The sequence below is a fragment of the Streptomyces sp. NPDC093071 genome (genome assembly GCF_044754545.1).
In the GTDB taxonomy this organism is placed as follows: domain Bacteria; phylum Actinomycetota; class Actinomycetes; order Streptomycetales; family Streptomycetaceae; genus Streptomyces.
On sequence record NZ_JBIVPH010000004.1, the window covers coordinates 78,500 to 94,079 of the forward strand.

Below are 15,580 nucleotides of genomic sequence, written 5' to 3' on the forward strand. Positions count from 1 at the left end.
CGTCCCGCGCGCCACCTCCGCCCGATGTCCCGCACGGAATCCCCCGGATCCCGTGCGGGACAAGGGCTGTGGGGCCCCGTGGCGGGTTTACGCCCCGGCGTGGCGGCGGGGTTCCGTCCCTCCCAGGGGGGACGCGGGGGCGGGGGCGCGACGTTGACGCGGGGGTCTCCGGGGAGCCGTCAGGGCACGGCGGTGAACGCGCCGAGGAGGAGGCCGAGCAGCCCGCCCGCGAGCATGAAGGGCCCGAAGGGGATCGCCGAGGAGCGGCCGGCCCGCCGCAGCAGGACCAGACCGAGGCCGTACACCGCGCCGAGCAGGAAGCCCGCGAACGCCCCGGCGAAGAGGATCCCCCAGCCGTACCAGCCGAGGGCCGCGCCCAGCGGGAGCGCCAGCTTCACGTCGCCGAAGCCGAGGCCGCTGGGGTTCACCAGGAAGAGCACCAGGTAGCCGCCGCCGAGGGCGAGCGCGCCGAGCAGCGCGTGGAGCCAGGAACCGGCGTCGTACGGCAGGAGGGCGGCGGCCCCGAGGAGCAGCGGCAGAGCGGCGGCGAGCGGCAGGGTCAGTCCGTCCGGCAGCCGGTGGACGCGGGCGTCGACGCAGGCGAGGAGGACGGCGAAGGGGGCGGCGAGCAGCCAGACGGCCAGCTCGGGCCGGGGCGTGCCGGTGGCGGCGGCGAGCGCGGCGCAGACCAGGGCGGTGAGCAGGGGCGCGGCGACCGGGGCGGCGGTGGCGCACTCCCCCCGGCCGGGCCCGCCGAGCCAGCCGCGCGCGGGCCCCACGAGCACGTGCCCGGCGGGACAGCGGTCCCGCCAGGGCTCCTCCGGCTCCACAGCGAGCCGGTGGGCGGCCCGCGGGACGAGCAGCCCGGCGGCGGCGCCCCACAGGGCGGCGACGGTGATCAGCAGCAAGACGTCCACGGGCAGACCCTAGGGGGTGTCTCGCCGATCGGGCCGGATCAGGGAGCGGGGTCCGGTGCCGTGCATCGCAAGGCGGAGGAGGGAGGCATGACGGAGTCATGGCGAGTGACGACAACGCGGCGAGGTGCGGCACCGGACCCCGCGAGCCCGGCACGATCGGCGAGACACCCCCTAGGAGAGAGGAGGGGGCTACGGTCTGGTGCATGGGGAAATGGACGGACGGGGCGGGGTCGCTGGTGGTGCCGGGGGAACTGGCGGAGGTTTCGCTGGAGGTTCCGCTGGAGGTGGCCGCGTCGTACCGGGCGCGGCGGCGGGGGCTGCTCGGGCGGGACGGGGTCGCGGGGGCGCTGCTGATCGTCCGGACGAACAGCGTGCACACCTTCGGGATGCGGTTCGCGATCGACGTGGCGTACCTGGACCGCTCGTTCCGGGTCCTGTCCGTGGTCACGATGCGGCCGGGACGGCTGGGCATGGTCCGGCCGCGCGGCCGGCACGTCCTGGAGGCGGAGGCGGGCGCGATGGCGGGATGGGGGGTACGGGCGGGGGTACGCGTGCGCGTGGAGACCGGACACTCCCCGGGCCTTACGGAGGCCCCGACCCCAGGAGGGTGAAGGCGCCGTACGCGGCGGAGGCGAGGGCGAGTCCGGCCAGGACCGGGACGGCGGCGCGGGTCCGGAGCCGCGCGAGGGCGGCGGCGGGCGGGAGCAGCAGCCCGAACGCGGGCATCATCAGGCGCGGCCGGGAGCCGAAGTACGCGGCGCCGACGAGGGAGACCAGGACGACGCCGATCGTGTAGACGAGCAGGGGCAGCGGCTGCCGCTGCCGCACGCAGAGGACGACGAGCCAGGCGAGCAGGGCGAGCGCGGCGGTCAGGCCGAGGGCGGCGGGCCAGGGCAGGCCCGCGACGAACCGGGCGAGCGCGAGGCCGCCGTCGATGGAGTTGCCCCAGGCGGCCTGGACCTCGAAGTAGGCGGTGGGGCTGTCCTCCCGTATGCCCACGTACACGACGTACCCGAGCCAGCCCAGGGGGGCGATCAGCACGCCGGCCACCGTGCGGGCGGGCAGGCGGCGGTCCCGTACGAGGGCGGCGAGGGCGGTGATCCCGAGCGCGGCGATCAGGGCGGCGGCGGTGGGCCGGGTGAGCCCGGCGGCGACGCAGAGGAGGCCGGCGAGGATCCAGCGGTCGCGCAGGACCGCGTACAGGGACCAGGCGGCGAGGGCGGTGAAGAGGGTCTCCGTGTACGCCATGGACTGGACGAACGCGGTCGGGTACACGCCCCACAGGACGGCCAGCAGGACCCCGGTCCTCGGCCCGAAGGCGTGGGCGCCGCACCGGAAGACGCCCCAGGCGGCGGCGAGCCCCGCCGTCCAGGAGACGAGGAGTCCGGCACCGGCCGCGTCGAGCGGCAGCACGGCGGACAGGCCGCGCTCCAGGGCCGGGAGGAGCGGGAAGAAGGCCAGGTCGGAGTGGACGTCGCCGTTCGGGAGGGTGACCTCGTACCCGTACCCGTGCTCGGCGATCCGCACGTACCAGACGGAGTCCCAGCGCCCCTTGAGCCGGTGCAGCCCGTCCTCACCGGTCGCGGCGGCGGCGACCGCGAGGACGACGAGGCCGATGACACGGGTGGCGGCGTAGCCGCCTAGGGCGAGGAGGAGGGGGCGGGTGGGATGGGCGGGGCAGGTGGGACGGGGCGGGGGCATGGGGGCGATTATCCCGGCGGCCGGGACGCGGAGGCCCAGGTGGGTGCTCCGTTCCCGCCCGGGTCAGGCCAGGAGGCGCCACACCACGACGAGGGCCACCAGGGCCGCCAGCGCGACGGCGCCGATCAGCCGGGCCCGCTTCTCGGAGGGCCACACGGCGACGTGCGGCGGCCCGCCGGGCGCGGGGACGACGAAGTACACCCGGTGGGGGTGCGAGGCGAGGGTGACGCGGGCCAGGGACAGATGGCGCAGGGTGACCCGGCGGCCCACCTCGTCCTCGCACGGGAGGAGCCGCGGCTCCAGGATCGCGGCCACGCGCGTGTCGACGTCGCGCGCCAGGGAGGCGCGTTCGCCGACGACGCGGACGTCGGTCCAGTCCCCGTGCGCGCGGGCGCTCCGCCACGCCCCGTACGGCAGGACGGGGGTGGAGACCTTGACCTTCTCGACGACCGGGCGCCTGGTGATGACCCCCTCGGTCCACGTCACGGTCCTCGCGGTGCCACCGCAGCGCAGGTGGGGGACGGTGCCCGCCCGGTCGCAGTCGGGGCAGGCCCGGGACCCCGATCCGCCGCAGCGGGCTCAGGTGGTCCTGCCGCGCCCGCCGCATCCGGCGCACGCCGCTTCCCTGGTGCCGCACTGGCCGCAGGTGACGCGCCCCTCCCTTCCCACCTGTCCCGCGCCCACCCGGTCACGCGACGGACGGCTGCGGCGGCCGGTGCCGTCGCACCACAGGCAGGCGGCGACGCCCTGGCAGTCGCCGCAGGCCTTGGCAGGGGGGCACGACAGCTCACCGGTCGCCTTGCAGCGTTCGCAGGCCACCGTGCCGTTGCCGCAGTCGCAGGCCCGGTCGTCCACCGAACCGCGCCGCACCAGGAACAGGGTCGTCTCGGCCCCGGGGTCCTCGGGCGGCGGTATGCGGTGCCAGTCGAGGCCGGAGCGGTACACGGGCCGGTCCGACAGGTCTATGAAGCCCTGGTGGAACCGCTCCTCCTCCGTGCGGGTCTCGACGGAGCGCAGGATCTCCCCTTCGATCAGCAGGTGCCGGCCGATGTCGGCCTCCTCCGGAAGCACCTGGCCGGTCTCGCCGCGCTCCTGGACACTGCGCCGCACGGCTGCCAGGACGTCCTCGTCGCTCAGCACGCTTCCGCCACCCCCCGGTTCGCGCCGGAAGGCGTAGCCCCCCGGCGTATCCGCAGAACGATACCCAACGGGTGCGCCGAACAAGGAGGTTGAGGTTCGGGGCGGGGGTCGCGCGGATCAGCCTCGGGGTCTCATGCGGGCGAACTTGCCGGCCATGACGGGGCCGAGCCGGTGGACGATCGCGTGGCCCGGCTCGTGCGGGGAGGGCAGGTCGGCCAGGAAGGAGGTGACGATGACCTCGTCGACGCCGAGGACGCCGCGCCGGCTCTCCTCCTCCAGGAAGGCGAGGGTGCGGCGCCAGTCGGGGGCGGCCGGGTCCTCGCCGAGGAAGGAGCGGACGGTGTCCTGGACGACGGACCAGAAGAACACGTGCGGCAACACGCCGCCCTGGTGGAGCAGATGGGTCTCGTAGGCCTCGCGGAACTCGGGGATCCGGGCGACGAGGTCACTGACCAACTGCACACTCGGCGTCACGCTCGGCGTCGGCGTCATCCGTCCAGAATGCTCCTGTCCGGCGACCGCGTCCCGCCCCTTTTGCACTTTCCCGGGAATGACTTTCGCGAGGTTTTCCTCAGAAGGCCCCTGGTGTCCCCCTTTCGTGCGGAGTCGGACGCGCGTACGAATGGAGGCGGGGCTGGTCGCCGCACATATGGCCGGGTGACGGCAACGGGGCTCACGGTAAGGTCCGTTGACCACGTTCGAACACCACCTTCAGTGGCCGAGAGGAAAAGGTCTTCCGGTGTCCACGGCTCCCCCGCCTCCGAGCAGCCACCCGCAGCCGGGCCCCGGTGCGCCCATGGGCCCGTTCCCGCCGCCTCCCCCGCGACCGCCCCGGCGGCGGGGCTGGTTCGCCCGGCAGAGCGAGGGCGTCCGCATCACGATCATCGGCGCGGTCATCGCCGGCGTCTTCTCGCTGGGGGGCGCCGTCCTGACCGCGGCCCTCACGGACCGGGGTGACGATCCGTCGGACGCCAAGCCGTCCGCGCAGTCGTCCGTACGGCCGTCCACCGCGCCGACCACCGCCTCGGAGCCCCCTTCGCAGGTCTCCTCGGACGGGCCGTCCCCGACGCCCCGGGCGTCCGGGGAGTCCGGGGACCCGTCGGCCGACGCCGACTCCGACTCCGCGCCGCCGGCGAGCGAGTCGTACGAGGTCTTCTACGACAAGCAGACCATGGCCCTGGGCCTGCCTCCCGGTTCCGACCTCGGCTCCATCGACTTCGACGCGCCGGGCACCCGCCGGTACACCGAGGACGAGTGGACGGCCCTGAAGGAGAAGGCCGACGAGTCCGGGACCCCGGTGGAGGCCGATCTGACGTACCGGCATTACTTCAACGGCTTCCTCACCCTGCAGAACGGCCGCAACGCCGCCCAGCTCCAGCCCACGGACCCCTCGGAGAAGGCCGGGGACTGCGCCGGGGCGGCCCGGGTCGGCGGCTTCACCGAGGTCAAGATGCACGAGTGGGACCTTCCCGCGAAGACCGTCCTCTGCGTCGTGACCGACAAGGGCAACATCGCCCGGGTCGTGATCACCGGCTTCATCGGGGGCGACTCCGGCGAGATCGGGGAACCGCCCACGCAGATCGGCCTCCTGGTCACCCTGTGGAAGCCGCGCGGCTGAACGCGCTGCGCGTGCCGGTCGTCCCGATCCGGTGTACGGCGTGACGGGCACGGCCTCCGTCCGGGACCAGGGGAGCGGCCCGTGACGCGACCGGGCGGAAGGATCTCGTGGAGGGGGACGGGGATGACTCGCGCGATGCGGTGGCTGGTGACCGTGGTGGCGGCAGCCGCCACGTTCGGGGTGTGCGTGTGGGTGGTGCGGGCGGTGTCGTGGGGGTGGCTGCCCCAGGGCGAGGGCCCCCGGCTCGACACGGCCCTCGCCTTCGGCACGGTGACGGCCGGGGCGGTGCTGGCGGTGGGCATCTGGTGGGCCTCGCGGGAACAGCCGCCGAGCCCGCCGCCGCCCCTCCGTACGGTGACGCAGGAGGCGACGGCCTCCGAGAACGCCCGGGTCACCCAGGCGGGCGGCCCGCCACCCGCCGCAGGCACCCCCTCCCGGGTCGACCAGCACGCCGAGGCCTCCGACGACGCGACCGTCTCCCAGACGGGCGGCGGCGCCGAGCGGCTGGAACAGCGCGCGAAGGCGTCCGGCCGCGGGAACATCGCACAGACCGGCGGCGACCAGCCGGTCCAGGGGCCCTGAGGCGTTGGGCGAGCGGTACGGCTCCGGGGAGCCGGACGGACAGGACCCGTACGGCGGCGTCCGGCAGTGGGCCCATGCGTCCGACCACGGCCAGGTCCATCAGGCGGGCCGGGACCAGCACTTCTGGGGCTCCGGCCCCGCCCCCAGGCCACGGCCTCCCTGCCACCCGACGGGGCGCTGACCGGCCGGAAGGAGCGGACCGACACGCTCCTCGCCGCCCTGGCGCCCGACGGGGCGGGCACGACGGTGGTGACCGGCCTCCCCGGGGTCGGCAAGACCGTCCTGGCCCTGCACGCGGCGCACCGGGCCGTCGAGCGGGGCCGCTTCCCCGGCGGCACGCTCTACGTACACCTGCGCGGCTACGACCCGGCCGGCGCGGTCGGCCCCGAACAGGCCCTGGAGTCCCTGCTGCGGGCGCTCGGCGTACGCGACGAGGACCTGCCGCCGACGGTCGAGGAGCAGGCGGGCCTGTACCGGTCGGAGCTGAACCGGCGCGCCGAGAGGCACGGGGCGGTCCTGATCGTCGCCGACGACGCGTCTTCCCCGGGCCAGCTGCGTCACCTCGTACCCGCGCATCCCGCCCACCGGCTCCTCGCCACCTCGCGCGACGCGTTGTCCGCACCCGACTTCCCGGCCCGACTCGTCTCCCTGGACGAACTCGACACCGAGTCGGCCACCGAGCTGATCGCCGTCGCTCTGGCCCGGGTCAGCCCCGGCGACCCCCGCGCCGGGGAGGAGGCCGGGGCCCTGGAGCGAGTGGCCGAATACTGCGGCCGTCTCCCCCTGGCCCTGACGATCGCCGCCGCACTGCTGACCGACGACCCCGGCCTCCCGATCACCGCCCTGGCCGACGACCTCGCGGACGCCCGCACCCGCCTGAAGCGGCTCCAGCACGAGGACGGCGACGGGCGTTCCCTGGCCGTCCGGGCGGCCTTCGACCTGTCCTACCGGCGTCTCAAGCCCCAGGAAGCCCGGCTGTTCCGTCTGCTGTCCCTGAACCCGGGCCCCGATCTGTCCACCAAGGCAGCCGCCGTACTGAACCGGTCAGGAGGAACGGGAGACCCGCACCGGCCTGGCTGCCCTCGCCCGCGCCGGTCTGATCAACGAACAGCCACCCCGCTCCGGCCGCTGGCGCGCCCATGAATCGCCCTGCGCATGTCCGGAGCTCTGAACATCTACTTGCACCAGGGACGTCACTTCCATGACGCCCTGAGCATCAACGAGCGCGCCCTCGCCGTCGCCCGTGCACTCGGCGATCGCCATGCCGAAGGCACCGTGCTCGACGGCCTCGGCTCCGCCCTCTGCGAAGTGCGACGATTCGACGACGCTATCCAGGCCCACACCCAAGCCGTAGGCATCTGCCGCGAACTCGGCAACCGCCACGGCGAAGGCGTAGCCCTCATCAACCTCGGCACCGCCCTCCAAGAGGTACGGCGCTTCGACGAGGCCGTTCGCGCTCACACCCAAGCCATCTCCATATTGGACGAGTTGAACGACCAGTACGGCAAGGACCAAGCTCAGCAAGCCCTCGACATGACCCTGGCCGAGACGCGGCGGGGATGGCGGCGCTGGTTCCGGCGGAAGCCGGCTGGTGGGCCCGAAGCTTAAGTTTCGGGGTTCGGGCGCTCTTCTACGGAAGGGGGTCGGGTCTGGATGAACCCGCCCACCCACCCCCTGTGTTGACGGAGCGTCGTCGACTTGCCACGCAGTGTCATATGCCTCTAGCGTGAGCGGCAGAAGTGTGAAAACAGACGACCCCCATCAAGGTGCAGCAACACCTCGCGGGGGTCTCACCATCAAGATCGAACACTCGCAAAGGAACCGATCCTCATGGCTGACGCCGATTTTAGTGATGCCCTCCACCCCATGGCCAGCCCGGGGTACGGAAAGCGTTCCGCGCCGCAGCAGGAAGCGCGTGGGCGTCAGGACTTCGCGCACCTTCCGGCCCGTGAGGCCGCCGTCGCCGCGTACATCGACCGGCTGCCCGAAGGCAGCGACATCTCGGTGAAGACGCTGGCCAAGCACCTGCCGTACGGGCAGTGCGCCCTCCGGACCTCCCTCAACCGCATCCAGCGCGCCGGTCACCTGCGGCGGGGCCGCGAGTGCCTGGGCGGGCGGTGGATCACCCGTACGTGGTTCACCCGTACGCCGCGCGACAGCGTCTGGTGGGCCGCCTTCCAGCAGGGCGACGTCCCCCGGGAGGCGCGGGCGCCGAAGCGTTCCCGGGCCTACGTGCTGCTCGCCGCGCTCGGCCGTACGAACTCCGTTCTGTCCCTGTCCCACGCCGAGTGCCGGGCGCTCGTCCCGCTGGTGGAGGAGTGGTTCGACCGGGACGCCGGGGAGGAGGACGTCCTGCGGGCCCTCACCACCGGTCTGCCCCGGTCCGTCCACCACCCCGCGGGCCTCGTGCGGCGTCGGCTCGGCGACAAGCTGCCGCCCCTCCCCGTCCGGCGCGACCCCGCCCCGCTCCGGATCCTCGAATGCGGCACCTGCGGGGCGCCGGGGTACGCGGACGCGCTCGTGGACGGCGACTGCGGGGCCTGCCGGGGCGAACGTCCCGTGGTCCCCGGGCCCCGCGGCCTCCCGGCCGCGGAGGTGCGGAACCGGGCGGCCGCCGTGCGGGGGCGCCTGGAGGCGTCGCGCGGCTAGAGCCGCGCCGGTCAGGGGGTGGCGGGCGGCGGGGTGGTGCGGGGGAAGGAGATCTCGACCCGCCGGTTCTTCTTGCGGCCCTCTTCGGTGGCGTTGTCGGCGATCGGGTAGTCCTCGCTGTAGCCGCGGATGTCGAAGGTGGTGCCGGGGCCCAGGCTCCGGGCGAGCACCTGCTGGACGGCGACGGCGCGCTGCTTCGAGAGCTTCAGGCCGTGTTCGTACGTGCCGAGGTTGTCGGTGAAGCCGAAGATCCGGACGCGGCCGGAGCCCTGCTTGTCGATCTCGGCGGCGATCGCGGCGATCCGGCTGGTGGCGGCGGCTCCGAGCTTGGCGCTGTCCTTGGGGAACAGGACCTCGGCCTGGAGCGCGAACGTCACGTCCACGTTGGTGTCCTGCCGGCGCTGCGCCCCGCCCTCCTCCTCGACGATCTGCTTGATGTCGAGGACCTTCGGGGGCGCGAGGACGGCGCCGTCGGGCAGCATCAGCCCCGGCGCGGTCTCGTCGATGACGGGCACGGGGGAGGCGCTGCCGGCGGAGCCGGGCGGGTCGTCGGCGTGGGCGAGGGGCGCGGCGGGCCACAGGACCGCGGAGACGAGGGCGATTGCGGCGAGGCGGCGGTGTGTCGTCGTCATGGCGTCGCCTCAGGAGAGCTTGAGGGTGGCGGGTTCGAAGGTGGGGAGTTGGAAGGAGACTTCGGTGGTGGAGGTGGGGGGCGCGGGGAACTGGAGGAAGACCTCGACCGAGTCGTCGGCCGAAAGAATGCCGAGGCCTGATGTGGTCAGCGGGCGCCCATCGGTGTCCCGGAGTACGTAGTACCTCTTCTTCCCCACGGAATCGACGAGCGTGGCGCCGCCCAAAGAGGTTCCGTGCTTCATGACCTCTGTCTCGTCACCACTGACCTGAGCGGGAACGGAAGTCCCGGAGCCCCCGGTGTTGCTGAGCCGCCCCTTTATGGTGAGGAAGCCGCCCGCGTCCCGCTCCAGCGAGTTGATGACGAGTTCCAGCCCCTTGCGCCCCCTGAGGGTGGCCAGCTCTTCCGCCGGCTCCTCGGCACTCGGCTGTTCTTGGCCCGTTCGGGGCTTCTGAGAAGAGGTGGCCGTCGCTGCCGGCTTGTCCGCCTTCGTCTTCTCCTCGGCCCCACAGCCGACTACGAGGAGGGCCACTGATGCGACCGCGAGGGAGGCCAGCCCTCTTCGTGCATACCGAACGTTCATGAAGCGCGCTTCCTTTACTCGTCGTCGCCGGTCAGTCGAACGGTGAAAAGGTCGGTGACACTGGGGAGTTCCGGGTCGTCGGGGTCGATCGTCCAGGCTTCTTCATCACAGGTGAGCCCGGTGATCGGCTCTGGTTCCGGATCCTCAGTCGGCTCCTCTGTCGGCTCCTCACCCGGTTCCTCAGGGGCCGGTGACTCCGGAGGTTCCGAAGGCTCCGGTGGTTCCGAGGGCTCCGGGGGCAAGAACCTGCACTTCGGCTCGATCACAGCCTTCGCGGACGCGGTGGCATGTTGCGACTCCGTTCCCGGGATGAGGGAACGGCCGACAGTTCCTGTCGTACGCACCGTGACGCTGAAACCCTCGTCCTCCCCGGCAAGGCGATCGCATGTGCCACCCTCGAGGGTCGCCCCATTCCTGGCGGCGAAGACGGCTGCCTGCTGACACGCGGAGGACTCGGTGTACTCCTCGCCCTCGAGGAACCTGTCCCACTGCGTGGGGTCGAGAATCACCTCAAGCCATCCCTCACGCAGCTGCTCCCGGGCGTCCTGGGCAGCCGCGAGTGCCGCCGCGTCCGCAGCGGTCTGGGCACCGTTTCGCGTGGTGGCGGCCTGCCCGACCACGAAATAGACGAAAGCCAGGAACAAAAGGCCTGCTATGGCTGCGATGTAGACAGGGAACGCCTGTCCGGAATCGCTTCGAGAGCCGGCCGTCAACCGCCGATCAGATCGGCGATCTTGTCCGTGATCGCCGTCTTGATCGACTGCCCGATGTCCGTACCGGTGATCGCCACCACAATCGCCACCACCACCACAATGATCCCCAGGTACTCCACCGCCGTCTGCCCCCGGTCCCTGGACAGCACGCGAGTGGTCAATTCCAGCCTGGCCTTGATCAGAGCCTTCAGCATCGCGTCGTTCATCGTGGTCCCCTCCGCGTTCAGACGCCTGCGCTCCGGCACGGTATGCCGATGGAGCCGTGGGGGCACAGGGTCCCGGGGCCCATTCGTCAGGTCGGGTCATGGGAGGGACCTCGTGCCCAGCCAGGAGGCTATGGCCTCGGCGCGGGTGTTGGTGTGGAGTTTGGCGAAGATTCGGTTGATGTGGTTCTTGACCGTCTTCTCCGTAATGAAACAGGCCGCGGCGATCTGCCGGTTGTTCAGACCCGTGGCGATCAGGTCCATCACCTCCGCCTCCCTCGCACTCAGTCCACACTGTGGCAGATCGGGTTGCACTTGCGAAGAGGGGTTCTCGAAGAAAGGCCGGTTTTTGGCAGTTGGCGGCATCACCCCGTGTGCAGTCGCACGCGTCGCACGCAGTGACCTCAGCAGGACCCCCGACGCCGTCGCCGTGAACCGCGCCCTCCCCTCCCCCACGTCCCTGACCGCGCTCACCAGCTCCTCCGTCGTGAACTCGCCGTGCACCAGGTAGCCGCCCGCGCCCCGGCGCAGCGCCTCCTCCACGGTCTCCGGCTCCCGGCTGTGGGTGAGCATCAGGACGCGGGACAGGCGGGCGAGGCGCGGGAGGGCCGTCAGGCCGTCGAGGAGGACCACGTGGGGGCGGACGCGGAGGGTCTCCCGGAGGGCCTCGCGGTCGTCCGCCGCCTCCGCGACGACCTCGAAGCCGGGCCGGCCGCCGAGGAGCGCGCGCAGGCCCGCCCGTACGACCGGGTCGCCGTCCACCACCAGGACCGTGAGGAGCGTCGGCATCAGCGGCTCACTCGCCCGTCACCGAGCCGAAGTCCGTCCCCGTGCCCAGGAACAGGCCCGCGCCGAGGAGGATCATCGTCGCCGGGACCATCAGGGTCGTGATCACCATCGTCGCCTTCGGGACCGCCTTCGCCGCCTTCCGGCGGGCGTTCTGCGCGTCCGTGCGCCGCATGTCGTTCGCGATCTGGATGAGCGTGTCCACGATCGGGGCGCCCAGCTCCTCGCCCTGCTGGAGCGCCGTCACGAACTGCGCCACCTGTTCCGAGTCGTTGCGGCGGCGCAGCTCGTCGAAGGCCTGGCGGCGGCTGACGCCCATGTCCATCTGCCGCAGGGTGATGCGCAGTTCGTCGGACCACGGCCCCTCGTACTTCTCCGCGACCCGTTCGAGCGCCTGCCGGAAGCCGAGGCCCGCCGACACGACGACGGCGAGGACGTCCAGGAAGTCCGGCAGCGTGCGCTCGATCTGGTCCTTGCGGATCCGGACCGCCGACCAGATCCCCACCTCGGTCCAGAACGCCCCGAAGGCCAGCAGGAGCAGTGCGGTGAGGTACGAGCCCTTCGACAGCATCAGGAGGGCTCCCAGGGCGCCCAGGAAGCCGTACACCGCCCGCCTCGCCCCGTACCGGTCGATCGTCAGGCCGCCGGGGTTCCCGGCCAGGTCGATGCGGCGGCGCACCGCGTTGACCCGCTGGGGGCCCATCAGGCGCAGCACGGCCGGCGACCAGCGCATCCCCAGGCGGTCGACCGCCGAGTCGACCGCGCCGGTACGGGTCGCGCCGACCTCCAGGGCCAGCCGGAGGTCGTCGGGGAGCTTGGCGTCGGCCCGGTAGAGCCGGACGCCGTAGCAGGCACCGGCGACCGCGAGGCCGGCCAGGAGGGCGAGGAGGAGGTCCACGGCGGCCGTCCCTACACGTCGATCTTCGAGAAGCGGCGGATGATGACGAAGCCGACCGCGTACAGGGCGAACGCCGCGATCACGGCGGCCTGTCCGAGGCCCGAACCCGTCATCCGGTCCAGGGCCCCCGGCTGCATGTTGTCGATGAGCAGCAGCGAACCGATCCCGATGACGGGGACCGAGTACGCCGTCATGCTCACCTGCGAGAGCTGGGTGCGGACCTCGCGCCGGGTCTCCTTGCGCTCCTCCAGCGTCTCCGTGAGGTTGCGCAGCGAGGAGACGACGGTGCCGCCGGCCCGGTTGGCGAGGACCAGGGTGGTGACCAGGACGACGAGCTCCCGGGAGGGGAGGCGTTCGGCGAGCTCGCCGAGGGCGTCGTCGAGCGAGGTGCCGACGGACAGCTGCTGGGCGACCTTCTCCAGCTCGACGCCCGCCGGGGCCTCCAGCTCGTCGGCCGCCAGGCTGAGCGCCATCCGGAGCGCGAGTCCGGCCTGGGTGGCGTTGGCCAGGATGCGGGAGAGCTCGGGAAGCTGGTTGATGAACTTCTCGATGCGCTTCTGGCGCTGCCAGTTGAGGTAGCCGAGGGCCACCCAGATCCCGAGGAAGCCGCAGATCGGGCCGAAGAAGGAGGACAGCGCCGCCTGCCCCACGGCCCACAGGACCGCCACGGTCGCCGTGAGGGCGACCGTGAACTCGCCGGGGGTGACGTCCAGGCCGGTGGCCGCGATCCGCAGCTCCAGCTTCCGGCCGAGCGCGGTCGCGCGCACCCGCCGGTCGACGCCCCGGAAGCGGCGCCTGCGGCGGCCGGGGGTCTCGGGTCCGGCCGTCTCGTCGAGCCGGGCGACGAGGGCCGCGTGGCGGCGGGCCCCGCTCGCGTACAGCTGGACGCCGGTCACGCCCAGGACGCAGCAGAGCAGCGCGACGCCGATCGTCAGCCAGAAGGGGTCGGTCGTCATTCCGCCTCCCGGACGGACGCGTGTCTGTCGTGCCTGCCGTACCCGCCGGTCGTCATTCCGCCTCCCGGACGGCCAGGTGTGCGTCGGTCGGGGCCACGCCGAAGGCCTGCGGAAGGGGCTGCCCGGCCAGGTAGAGGCGCTCGGCGACCCGGCGCGGCAGCGGGTGGTACGTGAACCGCCCGTACACCCTTCCGTCGGCGGCGAGCGGCTCGGCGTGGAAGCGGCAGACGGTGGCGAGCAGGAAGCGCTCGCGGCCGTGCGAGGCGAGGACGGCGATCTCGGTGATCCGGCGGGTGCCGTCGGGGTGCCGGGTCAGCTGGACGAGGACGTCGACCGCGCTGTTGATCTGGTCGCGCAGCGCCTCGAACGGCACCTTCACCTCCGACATCGAGGCGAGGGTCTGGAGCCGCATCAGGGCGTCCTCGGCGGAGTTGGCGTGCACGGTGGCGAGCGAGCCGTCGTGGCCGGTGGACATCGCCTGGAGCATGTCGAGCGTCTCGCCGCCGCGCACCTCTCCGACGATGATGCGGTCGGGGCGCATCCGGAGGGAGTTGCGGACCAGGTCGCGGATGGAGATGGCGCCGCGGCCCTCGATGTTGGGCGGCCGGGCCTCCAGGCGGATGACGTGGGACTGCTGGAGCTGGAGCTCGGCCGAGTCCTCGATGGTGATGATCCGCTCGCCGTCCGGGACGAGCCCGGAGAGCGCGTTGAGGAGGGTGGTCTTCCCGGTGCCGGTGGCGCCGGAGACGATCAGGTTGAACTTGGCCTGCACGAGCCCGGAGAGCAGCAGCAGCATCTGCTCGTCCAGGGAGCCGAGCCCGAGCATCTCGTGGAGCGTGTACGCGCGCGGGAAGCGGCGGATGGTGAGGGTCGCGCCGGTGAGGGAGAGCGGCGGGATGATGACGTTGACGCGCTCGCCGGAGGGGAGGCGGGCGTCGACCATCGGGTTCGACTCGTCCACGCGCCGGTTGACCGTCGACACGATCCGCTCGATCGTCTGCATGAGCTGGTCGTGGGAGGCGAAGCGGAGCGGCAGGAGTTCGACGCGGCCGCCCCGCTCGATGAAGATCTGGTCGGGGCCGTTGACCATGATCTCGGTGATCGAGGCGTCTTCGAGGAGCGGTTCGAGGACGCCGAGGCCGAGGGCCTCGTCGACGACCCGGCGGATCAGCCGGGAGCGCTCGGCGGTGGAGAGGACCGGGCCCTCGCGGCTGATGATGTGCCCGAGGACGCGCTCCAGGCGGGCGCGCCGCTCGGCGGCGGCGAGCGCGGACATCTCCGTGAGGTCGATCTCCTCCAGGAGCTTGGCGCGGAAGGCGGCGACGAGGTGCCCGTCCTCGCGGGCGGCGGCGCTGCCGCCTCGGTCCTCGGGGGCGTTGATGCGGGCGCGCAGGCTCACGGCAGGTCCTCCTCGTCGGGCATCGGCATGGTGGCGGTCTTCTGCACGTCGTCGAAGGTCCAGAAGGGGACGACGGAGGGGATGCGCACGGTGACGGTGGCGACGGCCTCGCCGCCGCCCCGGTCGACGTCGACGCCGGTGACCCAGTCGGCGGCGGCGTAGCCGGCCGCCGTGGCGTCGGGCCGCTCCTCCGCGTCGCTGGTCGCCGCCCGCGCCGCCGCCCGCGCCGCCGTGCCCGCCTGCTGGGCGGCGTACGCGGCGACGCCGAGTTGGAGGCCGGCGAGGCCGACGAGGAGCAGGATCGGCAGAAAGCCCAGGTACTCGACGGCGGCCTGACCGCGGTCGCGGGCCCGTCCGAGCCGCGGCCGCGCGTGCGTGGCGCGGGCCCGTGCGGGCCGCCGTTCGTCCGTGGCGCGGGCCCTCGCGCGCGGCTGTCGGCTCATGGTGTCGGCTCCTCCCGTACCGCGCCCGCCTCCGCCGTGACCGGGAAGAGGCCCCCCAGGCCCGGGACGAGAGCGGGCACGTCGACCTGGACCCGAACGGCGACCATGCCGCCGCTCGGGGTGCAGCTCACCTCGGAGACGTTCCAGGCGCCGTCGATGTGGCGGCGGGCGGCGGCGCCCCAGTCGTCGTCGACCGCGCACGCCCGCGCCCCCTCGTCCGCCGCGTTCCCCGCCAGGCTGTACGTGTACCCCACCAGGACGACCTGCCAGAGCAGGGCGAGGGTGAGCAGGATCAGGGGGACCATGCCGAGGAACTCGACCGCCACCTGCCCCTTGTCGTCGTCCCGGTGGACACGCATGG

At 72.9% G+C, this 15,580-nt stretch carries 21 protein-coding genes; 6 read left to right on the forward strand and 15 right to left on the reverse strand.

From position 1 onward, the window contains the following. Positions 1–179: 179 nt before the first annotated feature. A complete protein-coding gene (locus tag ACIQD7_RS17215; RefSeq protein WP_390755043.1) occupies positions 180–917 on the reverse strand; it encodes a prepilin peptidase in 738 nt (245 codons plus the stop codon). Positions 918–1,120: 203 nt separating this feature from the next. On the opposite strand from ACIQD7_RS17215, the gene ACIQD7_RS17220 reads away from it, so the two are divergent. Continuing rightward, on the forward strand, positions 1,121–1,528 hold the full coding sequence (locus tag ACIQD7_RS17220) for a DUF192 domain-containing protein (RefSeq protein ID WP_402442469.1): 408 nt from the start codon (positions 1,121–1,123) through the stop codon (positions 1,526–1,528). On the opposite strand, the gene ACIQD7_RS17225 is transcribed toward ACIQD7_RS17220, so the two are convergent. The 4 genes from ACIQD7_RS17225 to ACIQD7_RS17240 all read right to left on the reverse strand — a co-directional run bounded on the left by ACIQD7_RS17225 (position 1,500) and on the right by ACIQD7_RS17240 (position 4,250). Next, positions 1,500–2,618, reverse strand: coding sequence for a hypothetical protein (locus ACIQD7_RS17225; RefSeq protein WP_402442471.1), 1,119 nt, complete (start codon positions 2,616–2,618; stop codon positions 1,500–1,502). The two genes, ACIQD7_RS17220 and ACIQD7_RS17225, sit on opposite strands and share 29 nt — an antisense overlap. 63 nt (positions 2,619–2,681) lie before the next feature. After that, positions 2,682–3,104: a hypothetical protein gene (locus tag ACIQD7_RS17230; protein WP_402442472.1), complete on the reverse strand. Its 423-nt coding sequence runs from the start codon at positions 3,102–3,104 to the stop codon at positions 2,682–2,684. Positions 3,105–3,197: 93 nt separating this feature from the next. After that, the gene (locus ACIQD7_RS17235; protein WP_402442474.1) at positions 3,198–3,758 is read right to left on the reverse strand and encodes a hypothetical protein; all 561 of its coding nucleotides are present in this window, start codon (positions 3,756–3,758) and stop codon (positions 3,198–3,200) included. A gap of 117 nt (positions 3,759–3,875) precedes the next feature. Continuing rightward, on the reverse strand, positions 3,876–4,250 hold the full coding sequence (locus tag ACIQD7_RS17240) for a hypothetical protein (protein ID WP_402442476.1): 375 nt from the start codon (positions 4,248–4,250) through the stop codon (positions 3,876–3,878). A gap of 247 nt (positions 4,251–4,497) precedes the next feature. On the opposite strand from ACIQD7_RS17240, the gene ACIQD7_RS17245 reads away from it, so the two are divergent. The 5 genes from ACIQD7_RS17245 to ACIQD7_RS17265 all read left to right on the forward strand — a co-directional run bounded on the left by ACIQD7_RS17245 (position 4,498) and on the right by ACIQD7_RS17265 (position 8,607). Then, positions 4,498–5,376, forward strand: coding sequence for a hypothetical protein (locus ACIQD7_RS17245; RefSeq protein ID WP_402442477.1), 879 nt, complete (start codon positions 4,498–4,500; stop codon positions 5,374–5,376). A gap of 123 nt (positions 5,377–5,499) precedes the next feature. Further along, complete coding sequence (locus tag ACIQD7_RS17250) at positions 5,500–5,958, forward strand: hypothetical protein (protein WP_402442478.1); 459 nt, start codon at positions 5,500–5,502, stop codon at positions 5,956–5,958. A 66-nt stretch (positions 5,959–6,024) separates the two neighbouring features. Further along, positions 6,025–7,101, forward strand: coding sequence for an AAA family ATPase (locus tag ACIQD7_RS17255; RefSeq protein ID WP_402442481.1), 1,077 nt, complete (start codon positions 6,025–6,027; stop codon positions 7,099–7,101). Between the two features lie 12 nt (positions 7,102–7,113). Continuing rightward, the gene (locus tag ACIQD7_RS17260) at positions 7,114–7,566 is read left to right on the forward strand and encodes a tetratricopeptide repeat protein (protein WP_402442483.1); all 453 of its coding nucleotides are present in this window, start codon (positions 7,114–7,116) and stop codon (positions 7,564–7,566) included. A gap of 258 nt (positions 7,567–7,824) precedes the next feature. After that, positions 7,825–8,607 (forward strand): hypothetical protein, encoded by a 783-nt coding sequence (locus ACIQD7_RS17265; protein ID WP_402442485.1) that lies wholly within the window; start codon positions 7,825–7,827, stop codon positions 8,605–8,607. Between the two features lie 11 nt (positions 8,608–8,618). On the opposite strand, the gene ACIQD7_RS17270 is transcribed toward ACIQD7_RS17265, so the two are convergent. From ACIQD7_RS17270 to ACIQD7_RS17315, 10 genes are all read right to left on the reverse strand, one after another. Then, the gene (locus ACIQD7_RS17270) at positions 8,619–9,239 is read right to left on the reverse strand and encodes an OmpA family protein (RefSeq protein WP_402442487.1); all 621 of its coding nucleotides are present in this window, start codon (positions 9,237–9,239) and stop codon (positions 8,619–8,621) included. Between the two features lie 9 nt (positions 9,240–9,248). Then, on the reverse strand, positions 9,249–9,821 hold the full coding sequence (locus tag ACIQD7_RS17275) for a hypothetical protein (RefSeq protein ID WP_402442489.1): 573 nt from the start codon (positions 9,819–9,821) through the stop codon (positions 9,249–9,251). 14 nt (positions 9,822–9,835) lie between these two features. Continuing rightward, positions 9,836–10,534, reverse strand: coding sequence for a pilus assembly protein TadG-related protein (locus ACIQD7_RS17280; protein ID WP_402442491.1), 699 nt, complete (start codon positions 10,532–10,534; stop codon positions 9,836–9,838). Further along, positions 10,531–10,740, reverse strand: coding sequence for a Flp family type IVb pilin (locus ACIQD7_RS17285; RefSeq protein ID WP_402442493.1), 210 nt, complete (start codon positions 10,738–10,740; stop codon positions 10,531–10,533). Before ACIQD7_RS17285 ends, ACIQD7_RS17280 begins: the two co-directional genes overlap by 4 nt. Positions 10,741–10,836: 96 nt before the next feature. Then, on the reverse strand, positions 10,837–11,526 hold the full coding sequence (locus ACIQD7_RS17290; protein ID WP_402442495.1) for a LuxR C-terminal-related transcriptional regulator: 690 nt from the start codon (positions 11,524–11,526) through the stop codon (positions 10,837–10,839). 7 nt (positions 11,527–11,533) lie between these two features. Next, a complete protein-coding gene (locus ACIQD7_RS17295) occupies positions 11,534–12,421 on the reverse strand; it encodes a DUF5936 domain-containing protein (protein WP_121832975.1) in 888 nt (295 codons plus the stop codon). Between the two features lie 11 nt (positions 12,422–12,432). Then, entirely contained in the window at positions 12,433–13,377 is a 945-nt protein-coding gene (locus ACIQD7_RS17300) for a type II secretion system F family protein (protein WP_402442497.1), read from the reverse strand. A gap of 52 nt (positions 13,378–13,429) precedes the next feature. After that, positions 13,430–14,776, reverse strand: a complete 1,347-nt coding sequence (locus tag ACIQD7_RS17305; RefSeq protein ID WP_121832973.1) for a CpaF family protein — start codon at positions 14,774–14,776, stop codon at positions 13,430–13,432. Beyond that, the gene (locus tag ACIQD7_RS17310) at positions 14,773–15,219 is read right to left on the reverse strand and encodes a TadE/TadG family type IV pilus assembly protein (RefSeq protein WP_402442500.1); all 447 of its coding nucleotides are present in this window, start codon (positions 15,217–15,219) and stop codon (positions 14,773–14,775) included. Before ACIQD7_RS17310 ends, ACIQD7_RS17305 begins: the two co-directional genes overlap by 4 nt. Beyond that, positions 15,216–15,578, reverse strand: a complete 363-nt coding sequence (locus tag ACIQD7_RS17315; protein ID WP_402442502.1) for a TadE/TadG family type IV pilus assembly protein — start codon at positions 15,576–15,578, stop codon at positions 15,216–15,218. The genes ACIQD7_RS17310 and ACIQD7_RS17315 overlap by 4 nt, the downstream gene beginning before the upstream one ends. Positions 15,579–15,580 lie beyond the last annotated feature (2 nt).

Bases quoted from the DNA above. Each gene is read 5' to 3' on its own strand.
- ACIQD7_RS17315 (WP_402442502.1), bottom strand. From the start codon at position 15,578: ATGCGTGTCCACCGGGACGACGACAAGGGGCAGGTGGCGGTCGAGTTC.
- ACIQD7_RS17240 (WP_402442476.1), bottom strand. From the start codon at position 4,250: ATGACGCCGACGCCGAGCGTGACGCCGAGTGTGCAGTTGGTCAGTGAC.
- ACIQD7_RS17225 (WP_402442471.1), bottom strand. From the start codon at position 2,618: ATGCCCCCGCCCCGTCCCACCTGCCCCGCCCATCCCACCCGCCCCCTC.
- ACIQD7_RS17275 (WP_402442489.1), bottom strand. From the start codon at position 9,821: ATGAACGTTCGGTATGCACGAAGAGGGCTGGCCTCCCTCGCGGTCGCA.
- ACIQD7_RS17250 (WP_402442478.1), top strand. From the start codon at position 5,500: ATGACTCGCGCGATGCGGTGGCTGGTGACCGTGGTGGCGGCAGCCGCC.
- ACIQD7_RS17220 (WP_402442469.1), top strand. From the start codon at position 1,121: ATGGGGAAATGGACGGACGGGGCGGGGTCGCTGGTGGTGCCGGGGGAA.
- ACIQD7_RS17270 (WP_402442487.1), bottom strand. From the start codon at position 9,239: ATGACGACGACACACCGCCGCCTCGCCGCAATCGCCCTCGTCTCCGCG.
- ACIQD7_RS17300 (WP_402442497.1), bottom strand. From the start codon at position 13,377: ATGACGACCGACCCCTTCTGGCTGACGATCGGCGTCGCGCTGCTCTGC.
- ACIQD7_RS17310 (WP_402442500.1), bottom strand. From the start codon at position 15,219: ATGAGCCGACAGCCGCGCGCGAGGGCCCGCGCCACGGACGAACGGCGG.
- ACIQD7_RS17290 (WP_402442495.1), bottom strand. From the start codon at position 11,526: ATGCCGACGCTCCTCACGGTCCTGGTGGTGGACGGCGACCCGGTCGTA.
- ACIQD7_RS17265 (WP_402442485.1), top strand. From the start codon at position 7,825: ATGGCCAGCCCGGGGTACGGAAAGCGTTCCGCGCCGCAGCAGGAAGCG.
- ACIQD7_RS17260 (WP_402442483.1), top strand. From the start codon at position 7,114: ATGTCCGGAGCTCTGAACATCTACTTGCACCAGGGACGTCACTTCCAT.
- ACIQD7_RS17285 (WP_402442493.1), bottom strand. From the start codon at position 10,740: ATGAACGACGCGATGCTGAAGGCTCTGATCAAGGCCAGGCTGGAATTG.